Origin of the sequence: Marinobacter panjinensis (assembly GCF_005298175.1) — a bacterium.
GTDB classification, from domain to species: Bacteria; Pseudomonadota; Gammaproteobacteria; order Pseudomonadales; family Oleiphilaceae; genus Marinobacter; species Marinobacter panjinensis.
Genome location: NZ_SZYH01000002.1, coordinates 507,196 through 531,550 on the forward strand (window position 1 = coordinate 507,196; position 24,355 = coordinate 531,550).

Sequence of the window (24,355 nt, forward strand, 5' to 3'; positions counted from 1 at the left end):
CTTCGCCATGAATGCAATGGCCGGTGGCAGGAGACCAGGCACAGTAACCGGAAAGCTCCATGCTTAATGGCTTGACCTTCCACGATTACTACAGACCAGCGACGGCCGCTGGATCTCCGTTGGCAGTTTCGAGCCATAGTGCCCAGCCCGGTTGTGCGATGGCCTGGATATCCCCGAGATGAAAAGCTTTGCGCCTAGCCAGAACCCGGAACATCAGCAAACCATTCGTGAAGCCCTGAAAGCCGCCTTTGCCCAGAAACCCTTGGCAGAGTGGGAAGACGTATTTGCGGGTCAGGATGCTTGCGTTGAACCGGTGCTGACGATCACCGAAGCCACGGATCACCCCCCAGATGAAAGCACGCAACATGGTCATCGACGTGGCCAAAGGGGATGGCGGTTCCCAGAGGCAGATCGGCCATCTCATCAAGTTCAGCGCAACACCCTGTGAGACCGGTCATACCGGCCGCACGTTGGGTGCGGATAACGACGACGTTTGAACTAATTGGCCGTAGGTATCGTTCACCTCCGTGAAGGGATCAATATCCACAGGAACCCGGCAGTGACGCCAAAAGAAATCAGCCCTTGCAGTCAGCAGTACATAACGATGCTGAAAGTGACCAGGTAGGAGTCGAAGGACATAGTGAGGCGTCGCATGCGAAGTTTTTGATCGCGTGCAATAGCTTCTGCCGGGGAACAGCCTGTATTGGCGGTGGCCGGTCGTTTCATAGTGTGCTTGTTTTTATGTTTTTTAGTCGGATGTAGCAAGGCATGTTAATTAATGACGTGTCGTCAGATAAAGATATTCATGACAAAGCATAATGCATATAGACAAGAAATGGATCCACCGTCAGCTCTTTGTGGTGTTTCGATCTTTCTGATTGCCGAAGCTAAAAGAAAGGCCGGGACGATTAAAATGCATAGGCTGAAAATGGTGAATCCAGAACGGAACAGGTCAGTAGGAACATATTTGCTAGTAACAGTAAACCATCCGTGAGGCATTGACGGCTACTTTTCGAGCTGTCGCGGGTTGGGGAAATGCTTGGAGGTAATAACGAGAAATATCTTTAAGTTTAATTCTTCGAGTAAACGCGCAGTGTTTTTCAGGTGTACAAATCAAAGCAGGCCTTAATAATTCAAGTAGCTGAAAATAAAAACCCCGCTCGATAAGCGGGGTTTTTATTAAAGCTGCTCCGGATCAGGGTGTGTATATTGTTTGAATGGTAGCACCAATCATACCGGAAAACGTTGCTTGTGCTTCCGGTTGCGTAGTAATCACCTCACCGCCTGTGGCGAGCGTACGATCTTTAAGGAAGTCGAACTCGAACTTCGCAAAGTCCGGCGCCTCAGCCTTAACTTCTATCGGCAACACTGGAGTTCCGTGAGAGCCACCAGGATAGTCCGCAAAGAAAGCCGTTCCACTTATACCAAGTTGCTCAGCAAGCGGAAGAGAACCGGAAAGCGGAGCCTGGGACGAATTGATTGGGAAGCTGCCGCCGATGTTAACAGAGAATGGTACTTCCCAAGGTTCAGTTCCGAATCCGTCGTACGCAGCTGCAATAGTGAACCTGTCTCCACTAATCTGTGAAAGAAGTACTGTCGCAACACTATCAACCAGGTTGTCCGCAAAGTTGATCGGGTCTGTGGAGTCGATCGCAGCCTGAAAAACGTTGAAGTAGGTTTCCAGGTTAGCATCTCCCTGCGTCAGACCAGCACCCAGAGGCGCTGGCTGGGCAAGCCCACCGAGGATTGCTGGAGCGAAACCCGGAGAGTTCTCAGCCATCCGTATAAAACCCGAGGCCGGTGCGAGCAAGTGCGTGGCAGCAATATTCAGCGTGGCATCGCCACTGTCTTCAGTTGCCGCCAGGAAGCTCGTTCCGTTCACGGTGCCAAGGGAATGGCCAACTAGATAAACCTCGTTCTGGTTCACGCCTCCCCAGCTCGAAATGGTTTTGCGCAGGTTCAAGAGATCCACCGCACCTTGGCGCATGTTGTCCCGGGTGTTCAGGAAGCCAGACAGGTTAAGAAAAAGATCACCGGATTCACCTACGGCATTCTCCGGGTCAAAATTCATGCCTACGACCTCGTTCACCTGGTTAGTGGCGAGGTTGAAGTGGCGCTCCGGGATATCGTCGAGGCTATCAAGGCCGGGGACGGTGCTTCCTGCACGTGCAACTGTGCCCTGGATTGCAAGAATTGATCCGATTGCTTGCTGGACGGTTGGCTCAACTGCTAGTGCCAAAACGTCGCCGTCTGTGCTCGATCCTTGACCGGTTATAACTGCGATGAGCTCTTGAGCCTGACTGGATGTGAAGTTCGTATAGCCAAACGCAATCGCCAGCTCTCGGGTGAAGCTGACAACAAAGGTTCCATCAATCACACCAGCGATACGATCGTCGGTTGGGGTAGCCAGCGATCCCAGAGATCCAAGGCTACTTTCTGCAGCGGTCAGCAAGGTGTCTGCGAGTTCCTGCTGATCTTCTGTGCTGAATGGAGCAATGCCATGAAGTGGTTGATCTATCGCCACGACAATCAAATCCTCTGCTAGTGCCTTATTTATCAAGGCACTACCGAAACCTAATGCAGCACTGCGATCTGTCGTTATCCCGTGCTGGAAAATTACAACTCTTAAGTCGCTAGAGTTATCTTCCAGCATCTCTAGGGTTACATTCTTAGGTGTCATGATAATAACCGGCGCAGTCTGAACAGTCGTTTCGGCCGGGAATGGGAAGATACTGTTTACAACCGTTGAGTTTGAAGCGTCGGCCTGGGCAAGATTGAAACCAAACTCATCCTTCAGGAGTTTGGCTAGGCCATTATCGGCTTTCCAGAAGCTGTTTCTGACAGGGGAGTTGTCGCCACCTACAGGGGTGCCAAGATAATACGGGAGGGTTATTGACCCCTCGTGAATTGTTACGCCAAATCCATTCTCTTCATCGATAACGCTAGCCAATACCGCTGAACGCTGTTGTGCGGGTGTTGAGCTGGCAATATCCACTTCCTGAACTGCTGGTGCCGGGAATTCCGCGCCAAAAACAGACTGCGCAGCACCGGCTACTACAGTGCCTGTACAGGCGAATTTATTTGGTGCGGCATCACATCCCGCTTGATAGAGCGCCCCACTGAGCGCTTCAAGTCCTTCGGCTTTAGACGGGACGAAGCTGGCGACAGCGCCCTGCACAGCAAGGCTCACATCGGCATAACCGAAATTCGCCGGATTGGGATCTCCCGCGAGCATAAAGCTCTCTGGAGGATTTGAAGAGAAAGGTTCGAAGTCTGCAGCCGTAACCGCTCCATCTTCGTTTAAATCCCATGTCTGAACCGGCTGCGCAGGAACGCCTTCAACACCAAGCTGGTTGAGGAAGTGCAACTGGGCTCCACGGACCTTTTTCGCAGCAGTCGTTGTGACGAGTGCTTTGATCTGGTCTTCAAACCAACGAGCCGGGTTCGCGATGTAAGTAAGCACCTTTTCATCGTTGGATGTGGTGAAACTGTAGGCAAGGGCGATTGAAGAACGAACGCCCTCAACTTGCTCTGGCGTCGGGGAAGCTACATTTTGAGACGCCAAGAGTGCTTTGGCTGCGACAGGTTCCCATAGGTTGTTAATTAGCGAAACAATCGGGTCCAGACCTGGACCGACGACCGTGTTGTCGTCATTCACTTCCGGGTAGTTAGGGTCCTGGATGCTGTCTTTCAGCACTGTGTATTGGGGAGAACTTACAATCGGCTTGCCATCAGCGGTAATACCCTTTCTCAACGCGACAATGTAGCGGGTGTTAGGCTTCAGCGGTTCTGTAGGAAGGATCCGCACAAAGTCTGTCAGAGTACCGTCTTCCGTCCGCAGTCTTTTGATTTCCAGTTCGACAGGAACTGAGCCGGCTACGGTGGGGGGTTCTGCTGCTGCTAAGCCACGTACCGGTTCACCGCTGGCGTAGACTGTCTCCAACAGAAACACATTCTGCGCGAGAGTGGTTGGATCAAGATCATCTAACTGGCCGCTCATCTGAATGTCAATCGGGGCAGTTGTTGACGCGCCGCTGAGCCCGTTCAGAGCTGCAATAACAGGATTGTTGTCCGGGTTCGCAATCGTGAAGGATCCGTCTCCAACCGAGCCGAAGATCAGGTCGTTTGGAATGGGCAACGCCGAAATGGCCGGGCGTGGGTCGAATACCGGCCAAACCTTACCATTGAATCGAGCAAGGTATTCTGCACTGTTGGAGTCCTGGCTGATCTTATAATCAGGATTTGCATTACTGGACCCGGAACCGGCGCTGTCAAAGCACCCTGTAAGTCCAAGGGAGGACGCCACAGCAAGACTTATTAGAGTTTTCTTGAACATGGGTGTGGAACCTTTTCCTGTTGTTGTGTCGTTATTTTCGGCAGCTGACGGGGCCGGTCTGGTCCGGTAAATCCGATGTCAGTGGCCTGTTCTGCTTATCTGTTGTCTGAAATTCTGGCCAGCGCTCTGTGCCAATTTTCTGTATCTCTGACTATAGCGACAGAAAGGCAACAGTTGATCCCTCTAAAGTGTGATTCTGGCCATTGGGAGCCCACCCGCACAGTCGGAGTTCGGCTTCATTGAAAAATAGTTGGCCCTGAGACGTTTGTCGAGTCCTTGGGGGCGCCTGTAACCGCCTAACTGAAGTTCGAGAAGTCCGGCTTCCTCTTTTCCGTGAAGGCCTTGATGGCTTCAGCGTTCTCCGGGGATTTCAGGCGTTCGCCGAACAGTTTGCCCTCGGCCAGCATGGTGGTTTCCAGTGCCTCACCGATTGCCCTGTTCAGTAATTCCCGGGTGGCGCGGATGGCGGCTGGGGGTTGGGCCGCAAGCCGGGCGCAGGCTTCAAGGGCCGTGGTTTCCGTCTGCGCGGGTTCGCACACCCTGTTGATCAGGCTCATGCGCAGGGCGTCATCGGCGGTGAAGGCGTCGCCGAGCATCAGCAGTTCAGCCGCGCGCACCCGGCCAAGCCATGAGGGCAGCAGCAGGCTGGAGCCACCTTCCGGGCACAGGCCCAGAGTGGCAAAGGGCATCTGGAAGCGGGTGTTGTTACCGGCGAATACCAAATCGCAATGCAGCAGCATGGTAGTGCCGATGCCCACGGCCGGGCCGTTCACTGCGGCCACGATGGGTTTATTGGTGGTGGCCAGCAGCAACAGGAAACGGCCTACGGGGGTGTCTTCAAAGTCGCCTGGCAGGCCGGCAGCGAAATCACCCAGGTCATTACCGGCGGTGAAGCAGTCTTCGCTACCCGTATAAAGGATGCAGCGAATGTCGTTGTCATCCCGGGCCTGTTCGATGGCATCGCCGAGGGCGGTGTACATAGCGTGGGTGAGGGCATTCTTACGGTCCAGGCGGTTAATGCGGACCGTTAAAATGTGATTTTTCTTTTCGGTGAGGACGAGGTCGGTCACGGTGTCTCCTGCGATAATCGACGATAGCGACGATGTTACATTTTTTCGTGGCTGTTTAGCCAAGGTTCCCGTTAAATACCTTCGCCGTCTGTCCGATCCCTCGTTTTCGGATTTTCTGGTAAACTTCGCGCTCCTTATTTTAACAACCCGATCTATAAACCAGACCTGATGAGACGCCTATGACCACCGTAATCCGCCAGGACGACCTGATTGAGAGCGTAGCGGACGCGCTGCAGTTCATTTCCTACTACCACCCGAAGGATTTTATTCAGGCAGTGTACGAGGCCTATCAGAGGGAAGAGTCCCAGGCGGCCAAGGATGCCATGGCGCAAATCCTGATCAACTCCCGCATGTGTGCCCAGGGCAAGCGGCCACTGTGTCAGGACACCGGCATCGTAACGGTGTTCGTCAGTGTCGGTATGGATGTGCAGTGGGATGCTGACATGGCGCTGGACGATATTATCAATGAAGGCGTCCGCCGGGCCTATATGCAACCGGATAATGTGCTGCGCGCCTCTATCCTGGCTGACCCGGACGGCAAACGCATCAATACCAAAGACAACACGCCTGCGATTATCCACTACAAGATTGTGCCGGGTAACACGGTCGATGTGCATGTCGCGGCTAAAGGCGGCGGCTCCGAAGCCAAGTCCAAGTTTGCCATGCTGAACCCGTCGGACTCGGTGGTGGATTGGGTGCTGAAGATGGTTCCGCAGATGGGCGCTGGCTGGTGCCCGCCCGGCATGCTGGGCATCGGCATTGGTGGTACCGCCGAGAAGGCAATGGAACTGGCGAAAGAATCCCTGCTGGACCCGATTGATATCCACGACCTGCAGGCCCGTGGCGCCTCCAACCGCGCTGAAGAACTGCGCCTCGAACTGTTCGAGAAGGTCAACGACCTGGGCATCGGTGCCCAGGGCCTGGGCGGCCTGACCACAGTTCTGGATGTGAAAGTGAAGGATTACCCCACCCACGCGGCCAACAAGCCGGTGGCGATCATCCCGAACTGTGCCGCCACCCGCCACGCGCACTTTGTGCTGGACGGCTCCGGCCCTTCACTGCAGACTCCGCCGAGCCTGGAAGACTGGCCGGAAATTACCTGGGAAGTGGGTGACAGCGTTCGCCGTGTGAACCTGGATACGGTGACACCGGAAGATGTGAAAGACTGGAAGCCGGGTGAAACTGTCCTCCTGTCCGGCAAGATGCTGACCGGCCGCGACGCTGCCCACAAGAAGATGGTGGACATGATCGAGCGCGGTGAGGAACTGCCGGTAGACCTGAAAGGCCGCTTCATCTATTACGTGGGCCCGGTCGACCCGGTTCGCGAGGAAGTGGTTGGCCCGGCCGGCCCCACCACGGCTACCCGCATGGACAAGTTCACCCGCACCATGCTGGAGAAAACCGGCCTCACCGGCATGATCGGCAAGGCCGAGCGTGGTCAGGTGGCCATCGACGCTATTCGCGAGTTTGGCGCTGTCTACCTGATGGCCGTGGGTGGCTCTGCCTACCTGGTATCCAAGGCCATCAAGCACGCGGAAGTGGTTGCCTTCCCGGAATTGGGTATGGAAGCCATCTACGAGTTTGAAGTGGAAGACATGCCAGTCACCGTGGCGGTGGATTCCAAAGGCTCCTCCGTCCACCAGACCGGCCCGGCCGAGTGGCATGAGAAGATCATTGCCGCCAAAGCGGTCTGAAACTCCTGACCGGAACTACGACGAACAACTGATGTTCAGGTGCTTCCCCCAGTCCGGGGGAGGCGCCGCGTATTCCTCGAATTCGGGCTGTTCATCGAACGGCTTTTTCAGCACCTCCAGCAATTCCTTCATCGGCTTGTAGTCGCCGCCCTGCGCTTCCAGGATCACCTGCTGCGCCAGGTAGTTTCTCAGGATGTACTTCGGGTTCACTCTGCGCATCTGGAATTCCCGCTCGTCATGAGCTCGGGTTTCCGATTGCAGGCGCCGCTCGTAGCGCTCCAGCCACTCATCCGCCACGCTGCGATCCACGAACAGGTCACGAATCGGCGCAGAGCCCTTCGATGTCAGATTGGACAGCCCCCGGAAAAACAGGGTGTAGTCCACATGGTGCTCGTGCAGCATGCTGAAGGTATCCATGATCAGGCTCAGATCGGATTCATCCTCCAGGGCCAGCCCCAGCTTGTCCCGCATGTTCTGCAGAAAACGCTCGTTGTAGGCCACCTCATAACGCCGAAGCCCGCGCCGCACATCGTCTTCGTTCATCACAGGAAGCAGCGCATTGGCCAGGTACTGGCAGTTCACAAAGCCGGTGTTGGGCTGCCGGTTGTAGGCATAACGGCCGCCCTGATCAGTGTGATTGCAGATGTAACCGGCATCAAATTCGTCCAGGAAGGCGTAGGGCCCATAATCAAAAGTGTCGCCGATGATCGACATGTTGTCGCTGTTCATCACCCCATGGCAGAACCCGACGGCCTGCCAGTCGGCAACCAGCCGTCCCGTGCGCTCGACCACCTCCACGAACCAGCGCTGGTAACGCTCGTCCTCCGGCAGGTCAATCAGGTGAGGGAAGTGCAGGGCAATCACATGCTCAACGAGGGTTTTCAACGCTTCCTCGCCCTCATGATGGGCCGCAAACTCGAAATGCCCGAAGCGGATATGGCTTTGCGCCACCCGCATCAGCGCCGCCGCCGTCTCAATCGACTCCCGCCGCACCGGATCCTTCGCACTCACCATAAACAGCGCCCGCGTGGTACGAATCCCCAGCGCCGCCATCGCCTCACTGCACAGATACTCCCGAATGGTCGACCGCAGCACCGCCTTGCCATCGCCAAACCGGGAATAGGGCGTCATCCCCGCCCCCTTCAGATGCCAGTCCCAACGCCGCCCGTCCGGACCAACCGTCTCCCACAACAACAAACCACGGCCATCCCCCAGCTCCGGGTTATACATCCCGAACTGATGCCCCGTGTACTTCATCGCCACCGGATCCATCCCTTCAAGCAGTTCCGTCCCGGCCCCCACACCGGTCCACTCCTCCGGATTCCTCGAATGGAACCCCATTTCCCTGGCCAGATCATGGTTAAAACACACCATCCGCGCGTCCTTCAACGGCGTTGGCTGCACCCGGGTATAGAAACTGTCCGGTAGCTCAAGATAACGATGTTCGACTTTAAAACTGTTGCTGCTCATATAACCCCAGTGTCCCAGATAACTCCCAGCTCCCACAAACAAACCGGGCTCCTACCACCTATACTCCAATTGGTACAAAACCTGCAAAACCAAAAACAAACCAACAGGGAACCCACACAGTGTCCGCACCCGATCTGACAACCACCATCAAAACCCTGGTCAACCAGGAGTCCCTCCCCGATTCCTACGCCGACACCGTCAAAAAGACCATCCTCCCCCTGGCCCAACATATCCAGAGTCTCCGACAGGCCAGAGGCGAGCCAATCATCATCGGCATCCACGGCGCGCAGGGCACCGGCAAATCCACCCTCACCCTGTTCCTGAGAGAATTGCTGACCATGCATTACCGCATACCCACCGCCAGCTTCTCTCTGGACGACCTCTATCTTACCCGCGCCGAACGGGAAAAGCTGGCAGAAGACGTACACCCGCTGTTTATCACCCGCGGTGTTCCCGGCACCCACGACATCGCCCTGGGCCAGCAGGTCATCGAGCAATTGAAAGCCGCCGGCCCGGATACGGAAACCCCCATACCCGCCTTCGACAAATCCCGTGATGACCGCTGCCCGCCTGACCTGTGGCCGGTATTCCGGGGCAGGGCGGAAGTGATCCTGATCGAGGGCTGGTGTATGGGAGCCGTGCCGGCAGCCAGCGAGGCGGAACTGATGGCACCGGTCAACGAACTGGAACGGTCGGAAGACCCGGAAGGTACCTGGCGCCAACATGTCAATCGCTGCCTCAAGGGCGAGTACGGCCAGTTTTTCAATCAGGTGGACAGCCTGATCATGCTGCGGGCGCCTTCCATGGAGTGCGTTCTCCAGTGGCGCACTCTCCAGGAGCACAAGCTGCGGGAGCGAACCATTAGCGCACCAAAAGAGGGCGGCAAGCACAGTGAGCCTGCGCAGCCATCGCGCATCATGAGTGACCAAGAGGTCGTCCGATTCATCATGCATTACGAGCGCATCACCCGCGCCAGCCTGGCGGAAATGCCGGCCCGTGCGGATTGCGTGATCAATGTCGGTGAAGACCACAGTTTCGGTGAACCGCTGATCCGTCAGCGCCAGTAGAGGACGCAGCCATGCCAAAACCCCGCCTGATCCTGTTTTCAGACCTGGATGGCACCCTGCTGGATCATGACAGCTACGACTGGTCTCCCGCGAAGCCGGCACTGGCGCGGTTGGCAGCGGGCGAGATCCCGGTGGTGCTTAACTCCAGCAAAACCGCCGGCGAGATCCGTGCTATCAGGGAAGAACTGGGCAACAGCGCCCCCTTTATCGTGGAAAACGGCGCCGCAGTCATTATCCCCGCGAACTATTTTGGACCGGGCCCGGAGCAGGTGCAGAGTTTTGGGGCATCGCGGGACGAGGTGCTGGCGTTGCTGGCGGAATGTCGGGCAGAGGGGTTCCAGTTTCGTAGCTTTTCGGACATGAGCCCGGCTGAGCTGGCCGGGCACTCCAGCCTCTCGGAGGCGGAAGCAGTAATGGCGAAAGACCGCGCCGGAACAGAGCCACTGTTATGGGAAGGAGACGAAGACTCACTGGCCGAATTCCGCCAGAAACTGAGCGAACATAACTGCCGTCTGGTGCAGGGCGGGCGCTTTCTCCATGCCATGGGCACCTTTGATAAAGCCGATGGGGTCCGGTTCTTGCTGGGAAAATACAGGGAACGCCATCCTGTGGAGAGAGTCATTGCCGTTGCGTTGGGTGATAGCCCCAATGATCAGCACATGCTGGAAGAGGCGGATATAGCAGTGATCGTTCGGGGTGAGCAGTCGGAGAGCGTGTCTCTGCCGTCCCAGAGCCGGGCGATACGGTCTATCAAGACCGGCCCGGCCGGATGGAACGAATGCGTGCTGAATCTGCTGATTGAGTACGGTTACTGAAACCGTGTTTTGAAACAACAGGAGAGCCGCCATGGGCGACTTTTATCAGAACGGCATCATCACCACCCTTCATAACCTTTGCCGCCGGCCGGTGGAGGAGCTGGAACAGGAGCTGATGAGCTTTCGCAAAGCCCGGCCCATGTCACTGGTATTGCCGTCGCTGTATTCGGAACTGGAAGGCCCGGCCCTGAAGAACATCGTGAAGGAACTGGTAAAGGTCCCGTACCTGGAGCAGATCGTCATCGGCCTGGACCGCGCCAACGAACAGGAATATCGCCACGCCCTGGAGTACTTCTCCGAGTTACCCCAGCATGTGCGGGTACTCTGGAATGATGGCCCGAGGCTGAGGGCCCTGGATCTCAAGCTCCGGGAGCAGAACCTGGCGCCAACGGAAATGGGCAAGGGCCGGAACGTCTGGTATTGCTTCGGCTTTGTTCTGGCCTCCGGAATGAGCAAATCGGTCGCTCTGCACGATTGCGATATCCTCACGTACTCCCGTGATCTGGTGGCGCGGCTGATTTACCCGGTGGCCAATCCCAACTTCAACTACATGTTCTGCAAAGGCTATTATGCACGGGTAGCGGACAGCAAAATGAACGGGCGGGTCAGCCGCCTGCTGGTCACCCCGCTGATCCGCGCCCTGAAAAAGGTCTGCGGCCCCAGTGACTTCCTGGATTACCTGGACAGCTATCGCTACCCGCTGGCCGGGGAATTCTCTTTCCGCACCGATGTGATCAACGACCTGCGGATTCCCAGCGACTGGGGGCTCGAGGTGGGCGTGCTCTCGGAGATGAAGCGTAACTACGCTACCAATCGCCTGTGCCAGGTGGATATCGCAGACACCTACGACCACAAGCACCAGGAGCTGTCACCGGAAGACGCCAGCCGCGGCCTTTCCAAGATGAGCACCGACATCAGCAAGGCCCTGTTCCGTAAGCTGGCCACCAACGGTGAGATTTTCTCCAATGAGAAGTTCCGCACCATCAAGGCCGCGTATTTCCGCATCGCCCTGGATTTTGTGGAGACCTACCAGAGCGATGCCGTAATCAACGGGCTGAGTTTTGACCGGCACAAGGAAGAGAAGGCGGTGGAACTGTTTGCACAGAACGTGATGCGGGCAGGGGCCTATTTCCTGGACAACCCCATGGACACGCCGTTTATTCCAAGCTGGAATCGCGTTACCAGTGCCATTCCGGACATCAAGGAACAGCTGCAGGAAGCGGTGGAGCTGGACAACGAGGAATATCGCTAGTGAGCAACACCCTGCACCACAAACTCGCCACCATGCTGGATGTGGTCTATCCGGCCATTGATACCGGATTTCTGGCGGAAAAGCTCCTTGAAACCATGGGGCTGGCGCCGGACACTCCCGCACCCCCGGCTCACCAGAATAACTGGGACGAAGCCGATGTCATGCTGATTACCTACGCAGACACGGTCCAGCGCAGCGACGAGAAGCCCCTCAAGACCCTGTTTCAATTCCTTGAAGACTGCCTGAAGGACACGGTCTCGGCGGTGCATATTCTGCCGTTCTTCCCCTACAGCTCGGACGACGGCTTCTCCGTGATGGACTACCTGGCCGTCAACGAATCCCACGGTGACTGGGACGATATCGAACGCATCGCCGGCCACTACAAACTGATGGCGGACCTGGTGATCAACCACATGTCGGCCCGCAGCCGCTGGTTCGAGAACTTCAAGAAGCAGATTGACCCCGGCAAGGACTATTTCTTCGAGGCCCGGCCCACGGATGATCTCAGCGCCGTGGTCCGGCCCCGGACATCACCGCTGCTCAATGCGGTACAGACTGACGATGGCGAACGCTTCGTATGGTGCACCTTCAGTGAGGATCAGGTAGACCTGAACTTTGCCAACCCGCAGGTGCTGAACGAGTTTGCCGGCATCATCCGTTATTACCTGGAGCGGGGCGTCAGCATCTTCCGGCTGGATGCGGTGGCCTTCCTGTGGAAAGAGGTGGGCACGCCCTCTATCCATCTGCAGCAGACCCACGAGCTGATCAAGATCCTGCGCCTGCTCATCGAGCATCACACCCCCCATGGTGTGGTGATTACCGAAACCAATGTTCCCAACCGGGAAAACCTGACCTACTTCGGCAACGCCAATGAAGCCCATGTGATCTACAACTTTTCACTGCCGCCGCTGCTAATCAACACACTGGTCACCGGCAATTGCCGCCACCTGAAAACCTGGCTGATGAGCATGCCCCCGGCCCAGATGGGCACCACTTACCTCAACTTTATTGCTTCCCACGATGGCGTGGGCCTGCGCCCGACCGACGGCCTGCTTACCGAGGAGGAAAAGCAACGGTTGATCAACACCATGGAATCCTTCGGGGGCAAGGTGTCCTACCGGCGCACGCCGGACGGCAAGGACCAGCCCTATGAAATGAACGTGGCGCTGTTCGATGCGTTGAAGGGGACGGCAGAACGGGGTGCGGACCATTGGCAGCTGCACCGGTTTATCTGTGCCCACACCATAATGCTGGCGTTGGAGGGCATTCCGGCATTCTACATCCACAGCCTGCTGGGTACGGAAAACGACCGCGAACGGGTAGAGCACACCGGTCGTTTGCGCTCCATCAACCGTGGCCAGTGGAACCTGGACAGCCTGGAGGCCGAGCTGGCGGACCCTTTGAGCCATCACCACAAAGTCTTCTCCGAGCTCAAGCGGCTGATCGCCATTCGCCGGCGGCAGACGGCGTTTCATCCCAATGCCACCCAGTTCACCCTGCATCTTGGGCTGCAGTTGTTCGGCTTCTGGCGCCAAAGCATGCGTCGGGATCAGTCCATCTTCTGCATCCACAATATCAGTGATGAGGTCCAGCAGGTCTCTCTGGGAGATATCAATCTGATTGGTACAGACCAGTGGCAGGATCTGATATCGGGCCTGAAAATCGATGATTTGTCCGGAAGCCTGACCCTCAAGCCCTACCAAAGTGTGTGGCTGTCCAACCGGGAATGATGGCAGAATGCGCGGATGTCATCGCACCTTCCATACCACCGGCCCCGCATCCTGCTTCTATCCGCCTACGACGCCGGCAGCCACCAGCGCTGGCGTGAACAACTGGTTGCCAGCCAGCCGGATTTTCACTGGGAGGTGCTGGCCTTGCCACCCCGGTTTTTCCGTTGGCGGATTCGCGGCAATGCATTGACCTGGCTGCAGGAGCCAGCGCTCAAAGCCAGCCATGATCTGCTGATTGCCACTTCCATGGTGGACCTTGCCTCCCTGAAGGGATTTCATCCCCATCTGGCTCTTACCCCCACCATTCTCTACATGCATGAGAATCAGTTTGCCTACCCGGATTCCGGCCGGCAGCATGCCAGCGCTGACCCCAAAATCGTCAACCTGTATAGCGCCGTGGCAGCTGATCTGGTGCTGTTTAACAGTGTCTGGAACCGGGACAGTTTTCTGGAAGGGGCTGGCCAATTCCTGGAGAAGATACCGGATGGGCTTCCCGACGGCCTGATCAGCAGCCTCCGTGAAAAATCCCACGTAGTTCCTGTGCCCATCGAGGACCGGCTGTTTCTGGAGAGGAGCACGGCCTTCAACGTACAATGCCCCCATCTGCTGTGGAATCATCGCTGGGAGTACGATAAGGCACCGGACCGGCTGCTGAGGTTGCTGGACACATTATCAGCCGCAGGCCAGGACTTCCGGCTGAGCGTGGTGGGTGAGCAGTTCCGTAATCAGCCTGACGCTTTTAATCTGATACACGAGCGGTACCGGGAGCGTATTGTGCACTGGGGATTCCTGGAAAGCCGGGCGGACTATGATCGCCTGCTGGCAGAAGCGGATGTGGCTATTTCTACCGCCCTTCATGATTTTCAGGGGCTATCTGTGCTGGAAGCCATGGCGTCTGGCTGCATGGCATTGACGCCGGACAGGCTGGCTTATCCCGAGTATGTGCCGGCCAAGCAACGATACACCAGTTATCCTGATGATCCGGTGGCTGAAGCCGATGCCGCAGCGGGTCTGCTACGCCAGTTGTTGCAGCAGCCTCCAGAGTCTTGCGTGCCGCAAGCCTGGCGACTCAGCGAACTGCAAAAGAAATATTACAAAGTGATCAGTGCAACCCTGGGCCAGCTGACGGTATCCTGAGCCTGACTTAACACATGGAGTAAGCGCAGATGATGAGAGCCATCAAGGTCAGTGGCGACACGTTGAGTTGGGAGGCGTATGACATCCCTTCCGAAGTGCCCGAAAATCATGTGGCTATTGATATTGCGTGGACCGCCATCAACCGTGCGGACCTGATGCAGCGGGCTGGCGTCTATCCGCCACCACCCGGTGCTTCCGATATCCTGGGCCTGGAAGTCAGCGGAACCATCTCCGAAGTGGGTGAGGGTGTGGATCACCTCAAACCCGGTGATGAGGTTTGCGCCCTGCTCACCGGAGGTGGCTATGCCACTCATGTGGTGGTGCCGGCAGTTCAGGTATTGCCGATTCCGAAGGGGTACAGCCTGGAAGAAGCCGCGGCGATTCCTGAAGTGTTTGCCACCGCCTGGCTGAACCTGTATCACGAAGCCGCGCTCAAGCCCGGTGAGAAGGTGCTGGTTCACGCCGCTGCCAGTGGCCTGGGCACGGCGGTCATTCAGTTGGCTACCGCGCTGGGTAACCCGGTGTTCGCCACCGCCGGGGATAACGACAAGCTCGAAATCTGCAAAAAACTCGGCGCCAGTGGCGTCTGGAATCGCAAGGACGGTTCGTTTGTCGATGCCGTAAAGTCCTGGGGTGGTGTGGACATGGTGCTCGACCCGGTCGGCGGTAACTATATCGCGGACGACCAGAAAGTGCTGAACATGGATGGCCGGATCATACTCATTGGCCTGATGGGTGGCCGCATGGCGGAAGTGGATCTGGGGCTGATGCTGATGAAGCGCCATCGCCTGATTGGTTCAACCTTGCGGTCACGGCCAGTGGCCGACAAGGGCGACGTAATGAGCGCCCTGTACAAGCACGTCTGGCCGCTGCTCAGCGCCAGGCAGATTGATCCGGTGATCGACAGTTCCTGGCCCATCGAAAAGGCCGGTGAAGCCATGGCCTATGTGGCGGAAAACCGCAATATCGGAAAGGTGTTGCTGCAGGTTGCCGGGTAAACCTCCTTCCCTGGAGGTTCAAGGCATCAGTCGGCGATACGCACCAGCTGTTTGCCGAAGTTCTTGCCTTTGAGCATGCCTTTGAAGGCTTCCGGCGCGTTTTCCAGACCTTCGGCGATGGTCTCGCGGTATTTGAGTTCACCGGAGGCGATGCGGTCCGTCAGGATATTGGTGATCTCCTGGTGCTTGTCCTGCCATTCCGTTACCAGGAAGAAGCGGTGCTCCGGCACCGGGTCCAGCGCCTTCAGCACGTGGAAGGGTGTTTCCACCGAGTTCATGTCTTCTGCGTTGTAGGCTGAGACAAAACCACATATGGGAACTCGCGCGCCCGGGTTCAGCAGGGGCGCCACGGCCCGGGTTACGGCCCCGCCAACGTTCTCGAAGTAAATGTCGATGCCATCAGGACAGGCGGCTTTCAGGTCCGCTTCGAGATTGCCGGCCTTGTAATCGACACAAGCATCAAAGCCCAGTTCGTCCACCACATAGCGGCACTTCTCCGGGCCACCGGCAACGCCGACCGCGCGACAACCTTCCTTCTTGGCGGTTTGACCGACCACAGTGCCTACAGGGCCAGAAGCAGCGGAGACCACCACGGTTTCACCCGCTTTCGGCTTGCCCACGTACATCAGACCGCAGTAGCCGGTACGGCCTGGCATGCCAGCCACACCCAAGTAGGTCTGCAGTGGGACATTGTCCTTCTGGTCAATCTTGTAGACCATCTCGGCATCGCCGGGGAACACTGCGTACTCCTGCCAACCGGAGTAACAGGTGACCAGGTCGCCCACCTTTAGGTTGTCCGAACGGGACTCGACAATTCGCGCAACGCTCTCGCCGACGATCACCTCGCCAAGGCCGATAGGGTCCATGTAACCCTTGGCGTCGTTCATGCGTGGACGCATGTAAGGATCCAGGGACAACCACAGTACTTTGGCCAGGACTTCGCCATCCTCCAGCTCGCGGACCGGGCGCTCTTCCACCACCAGGTCGCCCTCCTGAATCTCGCCCTGGGGGCGCTGGTTAAGAATGATGGCTCGATTGGTAAAGTTGCTCACAAATGATCTCCGGTTGCGTAATGAAACCAGATTAGGGTGCAGCAGAATCGTTTTGAGGTCAACATCCCGGCTTGGCGAACGCGGGGTTACATTCTCCGGACTGATCGTTATAATCACCCGGGCTCAGGATGAGCCGTTTGTTGATTGACTCACATTCCAGACCTCTTCAGGGATCGAAGACATGCCCCAGGCAACCGGACTGCAGTTCACGGCCACCCTTGGCCAACTCCCCAGAGACCTGTTCGCGGTCGTCCGCTTTGAACTGACCGAAACCCTTTCGAAGCTGTGTCACTGCAAGCTGGAACTGGCCAGTACCTCGCCGACTATTGCACCCGAAGAAGTGCTGGAGCAGCCCGTGGAACTGGTGGTCTGGCAGGACGGCGTGCCTCTGCGGCGCTTCCACGGCGTGGTCAACGAATTCGCCCGGGGCGACACCGGCCACCGCCGCACCCGCTACGAAGTTATCGTCCAGCCCCCACTGTGGCGCCTGGGCCTGATGCACAACAGCCGCATCTTCCAGACGCAGGGCACCGACGACATCGTGCGTACCTTGCTGGAAAAGCGGGGCATCATTGACACGGTGTTTGACCTGAAACGCACCCCCGAAGAACGGGAATACTGCGTCCAGCACCGGGAAAGCGAGCTGGCCTTTGTCGAGCGACTAGCTGCCGAAGAAGGCTGGCATTACCGATTTAATCACGGTGATGTGAATGGCGAAGAACCACCCGCCCTGATCATCGCCGACCACCACGGCGACGCCCCCAGGCTCGACCCGGTGGAATATAACGGCAAGGCCGGTGGCAGCAGCCGCCAGAGCGCCGTCTTCCAGTTCAGTTACCGGGAACGGGTCAGGGCCGCCTCCGTGGCCATGAAGGACTACACCTTCAAAAATCCTGCTTATGCCCTGATGCACGAACACCAGGCCGATAAACTCGACGCCCAGCGCGAAGACTACCAGCACTACGACTACCCCGGCCGCTTCAAGGCCGACGCCAGCGGCCAGCCCTTCACCGAAAGTCGCCTGGATTCCCTCAGGAACGACGCCACCACCGCCAACGGCCAGAGCAACCGTCCCGACTTCACCGTCGGCGCCAAAGTCGAGCTCACCGACCACGACAACCCGACCCTGAACCGGGAATGGCTGTTCACCAGCATCACCCACACCGGCCACCAGCCCCAGGCTCTGGAAGAAGAGAGCGGCGGTGGTGCCACCACCTACCACAACGCCTTCAACGCCATTCCCGCGGACCGCACCTGGCGCCCTCAAGTGGAACACCGCCCGCTGATGGATGGTCCCCAGATCGCCATTGTCACCGGCCCGGACGGGGAAGAGATCCACTGCGACGAACACGGAAGAGTCAAAGTAAGGTTCCCCTGGGACCGCTACTCCAAGAACGACGAACACAGCAGTGCCTGGCTACGAGTCAGCCAGGGCTGGGCTGGCGGCCAGTACGGATTCATGGCACTCCCGAGAATCGGCAATGAAGTCATCGTCTCCTTCCTGGATGGCGACCCGGACCAGCCCATTATTACCGGTAGAACCTACCACGCCACCAACACACCGCCGTACGCGCTGCCGGAACACAAGACACGCACCACCCTCAAAACCCAGACCCACAAGGGCGAGGGTAGTAACGAACTGAGGTTTGAAGACGAAGCGGACAAGGAACAGATCTACATCCACGCCCAGAAAGACCTGGATCTGCTGACGGAAAACAACCGCACCGAGGTCATCAAAAATGACAGCCACCGAACGGTGGAGAGCAACCAGTTCAGTCACATCAAGGGCGACGATCACTGCACCGTAGATGGCGAGAAGCGCGAGTCCATCGGCGGCGACTGCAGCCAGAACATCGGTGGTACCTTCCACCAAAAATCCGCACAGGGCACCCTCAGTGAAGCCGGCACCGAAGTCCACCACAAGGCGGGCGCCAAGGTAGTGCTGGACGCCGGCGCGGAACTTACCATCTCCGCCGGTGGCAGCCTGCTGAAACTGGACCCGAGCGGTGTGACGCTGGCGGGCCCTGGCATCAAGATCAATTCCGGTGGTTCGCCGGGCAGTGGTTCAGGGCAGGGTGTGGTGATGTCGGAAATGCCGCAGGTGATTGAGGGTGACCAGCCCCACGAGCCCAAGCAGCAGGCACTGGCGGAGGTTAAACAGCGGGAGAATGCTCCAGCACTCAATGTAGAGTCCCAGGTAGCGGCGCTCAGGAAGGGGAACGCAACCTGCCCGGTTTGTGAGGAGCAGAACTCATGAATAAGGATTGCTGGCCCTTGTCGGAGTCGCCATTTACCCATGTTCACTGGCCTGACCATCACCCGGTTGGGCTTGTCCTGGATGGTGTCGCTATCCCGGGACTCGGTGAACAGATATACCAGTGGGCCGGTGGCCAGCCTTTTAACGCGGAATGCCTGTACGTTGCGACGCGTTGGGAGGCGGTTTCGGACCTGTCCCCCTGGCTTGTATGGCTCAGTGGGCCGGAAGACCCGGTACTGGAAGGGTTCCTGGAGCAGGGGGCCGTGCAAGAGCAGGGGTATTTGCTGGTTTCAGCCACAGACCGTGCTACCTGTACCCGCTGGATGCGGTCCCACCTGCAGGTAGAGATGGCGCCGGACTGTGAAGAACTGGTGCGCATTTCCCACCCGGCGCTGGCCAGGACGGTGATCGGGGGCAGCCTGTCCCGATTCCCCATCAGGGCCGTGGATCGGCTGATTGTTCCGGATCGTATCAGCGGACAGTGGCATCTTGTCGAGGCTCCGGCTGTTCAGCCAGGTAGCACAGGTGACCAGCCCGAAAAAATGATGATCTCGCCGGATTTGAGGGGTGCTTTCGAAGCCTTCAATCGGCGCAAAGGCGCACTGCAGATATGGCACAGCCTGGATGGGTCGGTGCGTAACCAGTTGGGAGGCCCTGATTTGAGGGATACCTACCCGGCACTCGGGAGAATGCTGGAAGAGGCGCTTGGCAGCGGGTGCAACAACTTGCGTGAGGTGATGCAATTCCTGTTCGCAACATTGCCACGACAAGCCGATAGCAATGCCGTGACGGAAACGGCATCCCATTGGATCAAGGATGAACAATGACACGGAAACAACGCCCCACTGACGACCGGACAAGCAGCGATCTGTTGTGCTGGGAACAGCCAGGCACCCCCATTGATGAGCCCGCTTCATGCCCACTGCTAAAAACCGTGCACCTGCTGCCCATTCGGTACGGCAGGGTGGAAGTTGCGCCCGCTGATACAGACCCCGGGTACCCTTACTCACTGACGTCCCGCCCCCTTGGCTACCGCCTCCTGAGGCGTGGCTATATTTATGTACTGGACGCGGATGCCGGGGAGCTCCACGAGTACTTACATGAAGACGGTGAACTAACGGGCCATAACGACGGCAAGCTGGAGTACCCGGTATCCCATAGGCTGTACCTTGCCTTCTCGGAACTGGCATGGACTGCCCGCAAGAAAGCACAGGTATTGGACGACCCACAAGAACGTGATGCGCTGCTGCAGAGAGTCGACCTGACCAGCGCTTCACCACTGAGCGGCGGTGAATACCTGCTTACCCCGGACCAGGTCAGGGAATGGGTGGCCGAATTTGCCGAGGACTACACGCCGGGAGCCCCCGACGGCGCCCACCCGCAGGAAGGTGAATCCTACCACTGGGAGAATCAGCTCTATTACCACAAGAGCCGGTTCGGCAAGCTGATCAAACAGCAGTCCATCGACGATGTTTCCAATTGCCTCTGCCTCGTCCTGAGGGACGACGTGGGCGTGATGCTGGACCTTGCCCAGCACCAGGACGATGTGGTGGGCTGGATCGAAAGCTGGACAAGCGAGGGAGACGACGAGCGAGACTATTTTCTTGGCGCACTGATTGAGTCCATGACCCAGCTGGACGAACAGGGACTGGATGCCATGGTAGCCAATTCGGACCACCCCGCCATTGTCTCCATGCGGCAGGACCTGGAAGCCATGCCGGAAAGTGACCGTTCAAACACTCAGTCGGCATTGCTGGCAGCGTTGAGACAACTTGAGGATGAAGCGAGACCCGGCCCCAATGATGCGTCGCTTCCCCATGACGTTAAATCAAGGGTTGAAGAGATCCAGAGTACCGCCAATCGAACCAACGCCTACGGCATCCTTCCCAAAATGCAGAGAGCGGTGGACGAGTGGTACCTGCGGCAAGCCATGGAAGGGGCCAGGCCGGATTTTTTGGACTCCCACATAGAAGGCATTGTCGCCTTGGAGAAGGAGCACCGTGATAACCTGAAGGCGGCTCTGGAAGGGCGCGGTTTTGGCCACCGTGGAATCAACGACCTGATCGACCGTGAGGCCATGGACCAGTACATGGCCGGCCAGCGTGCGAAGCTGGCCCGCTGGCAGTCACTGCTGACGGATATAACCAGTGATCGTATTCAACTGCTGACAGACAACCGCTATCACCAGGCCACGTGGTATTTTGACCCGGAAGACGAAGTGCAGATCGAGGCGGCCCTGGATTTGGAATACGCCTGCCGAAAAGACATCTGCCGTTCCGACGAGGCGAGTGACGGCGTGCTGGAGTGGCTGAAACAGAACCCCCAATACAGCCGCCCCCTGTTCCAGACGCTGCCAAGGAATGACCGCTCCGAAGACGGTGAACTGGCCAAGACCTATGTGGCGGTTGGCTCCGCTGGCTACGCCGTGGTTACCAAGGCGGCGGAGTGGGTCCAACGGGTAAAAGCGGCAGAGCAGGGTAAGCTTCCGGATTATTCCCACTACTCGGAGCAAATCCAACAGAAAGCAGAGGGGGTGGGGGACACCCTCGCCCCGGCTATTGCCCGGGCCAAGGGGCGCGCTGTTGGGGAGCTCTACAAGGCCATCGACAGCCAGACCCTGCCGGAGCTGGATGACCTGTTCCGGGACCTGCCGTATTTTTTCAAGCGGCGCATGCTTGACGCCATAGGCCAGGGTAAGGCGGAATTCCGCTTTGCTTCTGCAAGCGAGTTGGCGACCTTCCGAGACAACCTCAGGCAGATGCTGCAGCTGGATCAACGGATGAAACAGCTCCAGAACCAACACGATGTTGCCAAATCCACCCATGGCCATCTTTCCGAAAAAGCCCAGGGATTGGTGGCTGAATTCAAGGCCACCCGCGAAGAGCATCGTGAAATCGGTAAACGCGTGGCCGCTGCCCTCAGCCCGGTTGAGGAAACCGACACCGGTCTGAAACTGGAACCGGCCACCACTGGCCGTGCCGGCATAACGTTGGTTCCGCCGCCATTGGCCCAGCAGGAAGTTGGACGACTGGTTGGGCATTTCCGGCAGGGCTTGGCCTCGGCTCCCCGGATGAACCTGATGGGGGATGGGCTCGGGGTTTTGGTATTTGCGGTTCAGTTGGCTATTTTTGGAAATGCGTTGGGCGAGCTTTTTTCAACGGATAAAAAGCAGAGGAATTTGCAAGATAACCTGAAACGTCTGGGTGAGAGTTTTTGGGCCACCTCGGCGGCAGGTTTTCTGGCTGGCCAGGGCATCATGGACACCGCTTATGGGGCCAGGGCAAAGGCTCTAGCCGGTGCTTGGCAGCGTACTGCTGTGACTGGTGTGCATGTCCGGATGGGCAAGTTGCACGTTAGGCTTGGTGGTCCTGCGTATTTGTTTGGAGCGGTCAGCGCCGGAATAAGTGCCTATAAGCATCGGGAAAACTGGCTGAGAGCGGTCCAGACCGGCAATGCCGAAGCTCAAGCTGGTGCAGTACTGGGTATGATAGGCAGTGGTGGTCTGGCGGGTATTAATGCTTACGGGGTTTACCGGACTGGTCAGTCGCTTATTCAGGCACTTGCCGCACGAGGAGCTGAAAACAAGGCCGTGGCGTGGGCTACTGCCGGTCGGACCTTGTCCGGTCTGTTTGCCCGCCTGAACGTGGCGGGGTTGGTGTTGACGGTTTTTGAGTTGGGCGGTACCTGGCTGTATAACCGTTACAACCTGAGCGAGCGGGATAAATGGTTGCAAACCACGCCCTGGTCACGGGAGCCCGAGCAGGTCCACAATGGCTCGCTTGACGACTATGTAGAGGCCTTTGCCCGGATTGGCAACAGTGTCACCCTTGACGAAGTGCCCGGCGAGGATGATGAACCTTCCAGGTTACGGTTAAACTGCCACGGTTTGCCGGCGGACAGCCTGATGGAGCCCCTGGAAGGCAAGGCGCCCCACCGGCTATCCATCGCCGCATGGCGCATCCAGCCGGGGCGACGGGGTATGTTCTCCCTCAAACCGGAAGCCTGGGTATCCTGTACCGGTGCCATCCTGGGTAGCCTGGAGCAGTCAGTCGATACCGGTCACCTGCAACTGGCCTTCAGGCCACCGTCCCATGAGAAGACCCAACATGGCCTCCGCACCCGGGATCTGGGCTTGATGGTCAAGCTGGAAACATTGCAGGCAGATGGGGCCTATACCGGTGCCGTTTATATGCTGAAGGTTTCTCCCGATAGTCAGTATCCCCTGACGCCCGTGCAGGAGGCACCGAAAGCAGAGATTACCTGGTGGCGACTCCGCCAGCCACTCATAGTGACGGATGGACTTTAATGGACTCCAAGAATGCCCAGTCAGAACAGCCGCCCCGAGCCGGGCGTTCCGAGCCCTTCCCGAGTGGCCGGCTGACCTTTTTATCCCCCAACCCCCTGCCAACCGGCCTGCCGCCAGTGGATCATGGCCATGCGGTGGGGGAAGTGAATAATAGCTATCTGGATTTTGGAGCGGGGGCGACCTCGGTGTTCGGTTGGCAGTCCACGCTGGGGATACCGTTTTTTTGCTTTTTGCTTGGTGCTTTCTTTTTTCCTTTCGTTGTGTTTCTTGGAGGGTTTACTTTTGGTAATGGCTGGGAGGATGCTCTTTGGGGGTGGCGAGTAACCTTTGATTTTGCCTTCTGGATTGCTGTTTGGGGAGGGCTCTTTGGCTTCTTCATGCTCTCCCTACCTCGCTGGCAAGCTTATGCCAAATTAAAGAACGTGGTCCCCACCCGCTTCAACCGCCAACGCCGAGAAGTGTGTTTCGTGCCGGAGGGGCAGAAAGAACCGATCTTTATCCCGTGGGAAGAACTGGTCGCCTGGGTGACGGAAGCCCAGGGCGTTACCGAGTATGGCGTGCAACGCCAATACGGCTTTGGCATTGGCTTCTATCACCCGGACACGGGCGAGAAATACACCCTGGAGTTTGAAACCTACGGCCAGCCCCAGGCCATCAGCACCTGGGAGGCTATTCGGGCGTACATGGAGTACGAAGTGCATACCCTGAAAGAGATTCAGGATCCATTGGAACTTCAGGGCCCGGACGATCCACCCTGGGAGGGTGTCCATGTTTTCCACAATGCCCGCAAACGCCTTCATGAGGAATACCGGGAAGGCAAGCGGGGAGTGCTCTACCTGACCGGCTGGTACCTGTACCACCTGATGACCTTCTGGACCCTCCCGAACCGGTTGGTGGAGTGGGAGGTCAGGAAGATCAAACGCATGAGCCGGAAAACGATGCCCAAGGCCATGGTGGAGTGGTCTGAGTCTATCCCCGAAGATCAGTGGGTGGCACCGACTGAGGAGTTAAAGCACCAGAGCAAGCGTGTGCTGGAACTGAAAAAGTCGAATCCACAAACACCCATCACGCAAATTTTTGCGCAGGTTACGGAGGAATCTGGAGCAAGCGCTTCCATGACTGCTTGAAACCAAGGCACACGGCATTGCTCTAGCCCATCGAACACATTAAG

At 57.7% G+C, this 24,355-nt stretch carries 16 protein-coding genes and 1 pseudogene; 13 read left to right on the plus strand and 4 right to left on the minus strand.

The window, feature by feature from the left end; all coding sequences use genetic code 11:
- Window positions 1–178 precede the first annotated feature (178 nt).
- Together FDP08_RS20530 and FDP08_RS20535 are read left to right on the plus strand one after the other, a co-directional pair.
- Window positions 179–286 (plus strand): annotated as a pseudogene (locus tag FDP08_RS20530) (CoA transferase); the annotation flags it as partial.
- 64 nt (window positions 287–350) lie between these two features.
- The gene (locus FDP08_RS20535; RefSeq protein ID WP_228263401.1) at window positions 351–497 is read left to right on the plus strand and encodes a hypothetical protein; all 147 of its coding nucleotides are present in this window, start codon (window positions 351–353) and stop codon (window positions 495–497) included.
- Window positions 498–1,195: 698 nt separating this feature from the next.
- Here the strand turns inward: FDP08_RS20535 and FDP08_RS18660 are convergent.
- Together FDP08_RS18660 and FDP08_RS18665 are read right to left on the minus strand one after the other, a co-directional pair.
- Complete coding sequence (locus FDP08_RS18660) at window positions 1,196–4,336, minus strand: hypothetical protein (protein WP_137437782.1); 3,141 nt, start codon at window positions 4,334–4,336, stop codon at window positions 1,196–1,198.
- A 296-nt stretch (window positions 4,337–4,632) separates the two neighbouring features.
- Window positions 4,633–5,406, minus strand: coding sequence for an enoyl-CoA hydratase (locus FDP08_RS18665; RefSeq protein ID WP_137437783.1), 774 nt, complete (start codon window positions 5,404–5,406; stop codon window positions 4,633–4,635).
- Window positions 5,407–5,585: 179 nt separating this feature from the next.
- Here FDP08_RS18665 and FDP08_RS18670 point away from each other — a divergent pair, with 179 nt between their 5' ends.
- Entirely contained in the window at window positions 5,586–7,100 is a 1,515-nt protein-coding gene (locus FDP08_RS18670) for a fumarate hydratase (RefSeq protein ID WP_137437784.1), read from the plus strand.
- Window positions 7,101–7,115: 15 nt separating this feature from the next.
- Here the strand turns inward: FDP08_RS18670 and FDP08_RS18675 are convergent, their stop codons facing one another.
- Window positions 7,116–8,570, minus strand: a complete 1,455-nt coding sequence (locus FDP08_RS18675) for a protein adenylyltransferase SelO (RefSeq protein ID WP_137437785.1) — start codon at window positions 8,568–8,570, stop codon at window positions 7,116–7,118.
- 119 nt (window positions 8,571–8,689) lie between these two features.
- On the opposite strand from FDP08_RS18675, the gene FDP08_RS18680 reads away from it, so the two are divergent.
- From FDP08_RS18680 to FDP08_RS18705, 6 genes are read left to right on the plus strand one after another with little or no spacing between them, the layout of a single operon-like run.
- The gene (locus tag FDP08_RS18680; RefSeq protein WP_228263390.1) at window positions 8,690–9,637 is read left to right on the plus strand and encodes a hypothetical protein; all 948 of its coding nucleotides are present in this window, start codon (window positions 8,690–8,692) and stop codon (window positions 9,635–9,637) included.
- Between the two features lie 11 nt (window positions 9,638–9,648).
- Complete coding sequence (locus tag FDP08_RS18685) at window positions 9,649–10,452, plus strand: HAD-IIB family hydrolase (RefSeq protein ID WP_137437786.1); 804 nt, start codon at window positions 9,649–9,651, stop codon at window positions 10,450–10,452.
- Between the two features lie 31 nt (window positions 10,453–10,483).
- Window positions 10,484–11,704: a glycosyltransferase family protein gene (locus FDP08_RS18690; RefSeq protein ID WP_137437787.1), complete on the plus strand. Its 1,221-nt coding sequence runs from the start codon at window positions 10,484–10,486 to the stop codon at window positions 11,702–11,704.
- 32 nt (window positions 11,705–11,736) lie between these two features.
- On the plus strand, window positions 11,737–13,434 hold the full coding sequence (locus tag FDP08_RS18695; RefSeq protein WP_137437925.1) for a sugar phosphorylase: 1,698 nt from the start codon (window positions 11,737–11,739) through the stop codon (window positions 13,432–13,434).
- A 15-nt stretch (window positions 13,435–13,449) separates the two neighbouring features.
- Window positions 13,450–14,571 (plus strand): tRNA-queuosine alpha-mannosyltransferase domain-containing protein, encoded by a 1,122-nt coding sequence (locus FDP08_RS18700; protein WP_137437788.1) that lies wholly within the window; start codon window positions 13,450–13,452, stop codon window positions 14,569–14,571.
- A gap of 32 nt (window positions 14,572–14,603) precedes the next feature.
- Window positions 14,604–15,569 carry an NAD(P)H-quinone oxidoreductase gene (locus FDP08_RS18705; RefSeq protein ID WP_427901863.1) on the plus strand — a complete coding sequence of 322 codons (966 nt, stop codon included), beginning with the start codon at window positions 14,604–14,606 and terminating at the stop codon, window positions 15,567–15,569.
- A 26-nt stretch (window positions 15,570–15,595) separates the two neighbouring features.
- On the opposite strand, the gene FDP08_RS18710 is transcribed toward FDP08_RS18705, so the two are convergent.
- Entirely contained in the window at window positions 15,596–16,621 is a 1,026-nt protein-coding gene (locus FDP08_RS18710; RefSeq protein WP_137437790.1) for an NADP-dependent oxidoreductase, read from the minus strand.
- A 181-nt stretch (window positions 16,622–16,802) separates the two neighbouring features.
- Between FDP08_RS18710 and FDP08_RS18715 the strand changes: the two genes are divergently transcribed.
- From FDP08_RS18715 to FDP08_RS20545, 4 genes are read left to right on the plus strand one after another with little or no spacing between them, the layout of a single operon-like run.
- Window positions 16,803–18,878, plus strand: coding sequence for a type VI secretion system Vgr family protein (locus tag FDP08_RS18715; protein WP_137437791.1), 2,076 nt, complete (start codon window positions 16,803–16,805; stop codon window positions 18,876–18,878).
- Window positions 18,875–19,705, plus strand: a complete 831-nt coding sequence (locus FDP08_RS18720) for a DUF4123 domain-containing protein (RefSeq protein WP_137437792.1) — start codon at window positions 18,875–18,877, stop codon at window positions 19,703–19,705. Before FDP08_RS18715 ends, FDP08_RS18720 begins: the two co-directional genes overlap by 4 nt.
- Entirely contained in the window at window positions 19,702–23,184 is a 3,483-nt protein-coding gene (locus tag FDP08_RS20540) for a toxin VasX (RefSeq protein WP_228263391.1), read from the plus strand. Before FDP08_RS18720 ends, FDP08_RS20540 begins: the two co-directional genes overlap by 4 nt.
- A complete protein-coding gene (locus FDP08_RS20545) occupies window positions 23,184–24,311 on the plus strand; it encodes a sugar porter family MFS transporter (protein ID WP_137437793.1) in 1,128 nt (375 codons plus the stop codon). The genes FDP08_RS20540 and FDP08_RS20545 overlap by 1 nt, the downstream gene beginning before the upstream one ends.
- Window positions 24,312–24,355 lie beyond the last annotated feature (44 nt).

Coding starts and splice junctions, on each gene's coding strand:
- FDP08_RS20535 (WP_228263401.1), top strand. CDS start 351: ATGAAAGCACGCAACATGGTCATCGACGTGGCCAAAGGGGATGGCGGT.
- FDP08_RS18660 (WP_137437782.1), bottom strand. CDS start 4,336: ATGTTCAAGAAAACTCTAATAAGTCTTGCTGTGGCGTCCTCCCTTGGA.
- FDP08_RS18670 (WP_137437784.1), top strand. CDS start 5,586: ATGACCACCGTAATCCGCCAGGACGACCTGATTGAGAGCGTAGCGGAC.
- FDP08_RS18675 (WP_137437785.1), bottom strand. CDS start 8,570: ATGAGCAGCAACAGTTTTAAAGTCGAACATCGTTATCTTGAGCTACCG.
- FDP08_RS18685 (WP_137437786.1), top strand. CDS start 9,649: ATGCCAAAACCCCGCCTGATCCTGTTTTCAGACCTGGATGGCACCCTG.
- FDP08_RS18690 (WP_137437787.1), top strand. CDS start 10,484: ATGGGCGACTTTTATCAGAACGGCATCATCACCACCCTTCATAACCTT.
- FDP08_RS18695 (WP_137437925.1), top strand. CDS start 11,737: ATGCTGGATGTGGTCTATCCGGCCATTGATACCGGATTTCTGGCGGAA.
- FDP08_RS18700 (WP_137437788.1), top strand. CDS start 13,450: ATGTCATCGCACCTTCCATACCACCGGCCCCGCATCCTGCTTCTATCC.
- FDP08_RS18705 (WP_427901863.1), top strand. CDS start 14,604: ATGAGAGCCATCAAGGTCAGTGGCGACACGTTGAGTTGGGAGGCGTAT.
- FDP08_RS18715 (WP_137437791.1), top strand. CDS start 16,803: ATGCCCCAGGCAACCGGACTGCAGTTCACGGCCACCCTTGGCCAACTC.
- FDP08_RS18720 (WP_137437792.1), top strand. CDS start 18,875: ATGAATAAGGATTGCTGGCCCTTGTCGGAGTCGCCATTTACCCATGTT.
- FDP08_RS20540 (WP_228263391.1), top strand. CDS start 19,702: ATGACACGGAAACAACGCCCCACTGACGACCGGACAAGCAGCGATCTG.
- FDP08_RS20545 (WP_137437793.1), top strand. CDS start 23,184: ATGGACTCCAAGAATGCCCAGTCAGAACAGCCGCCCCGAGCCGGGCGT.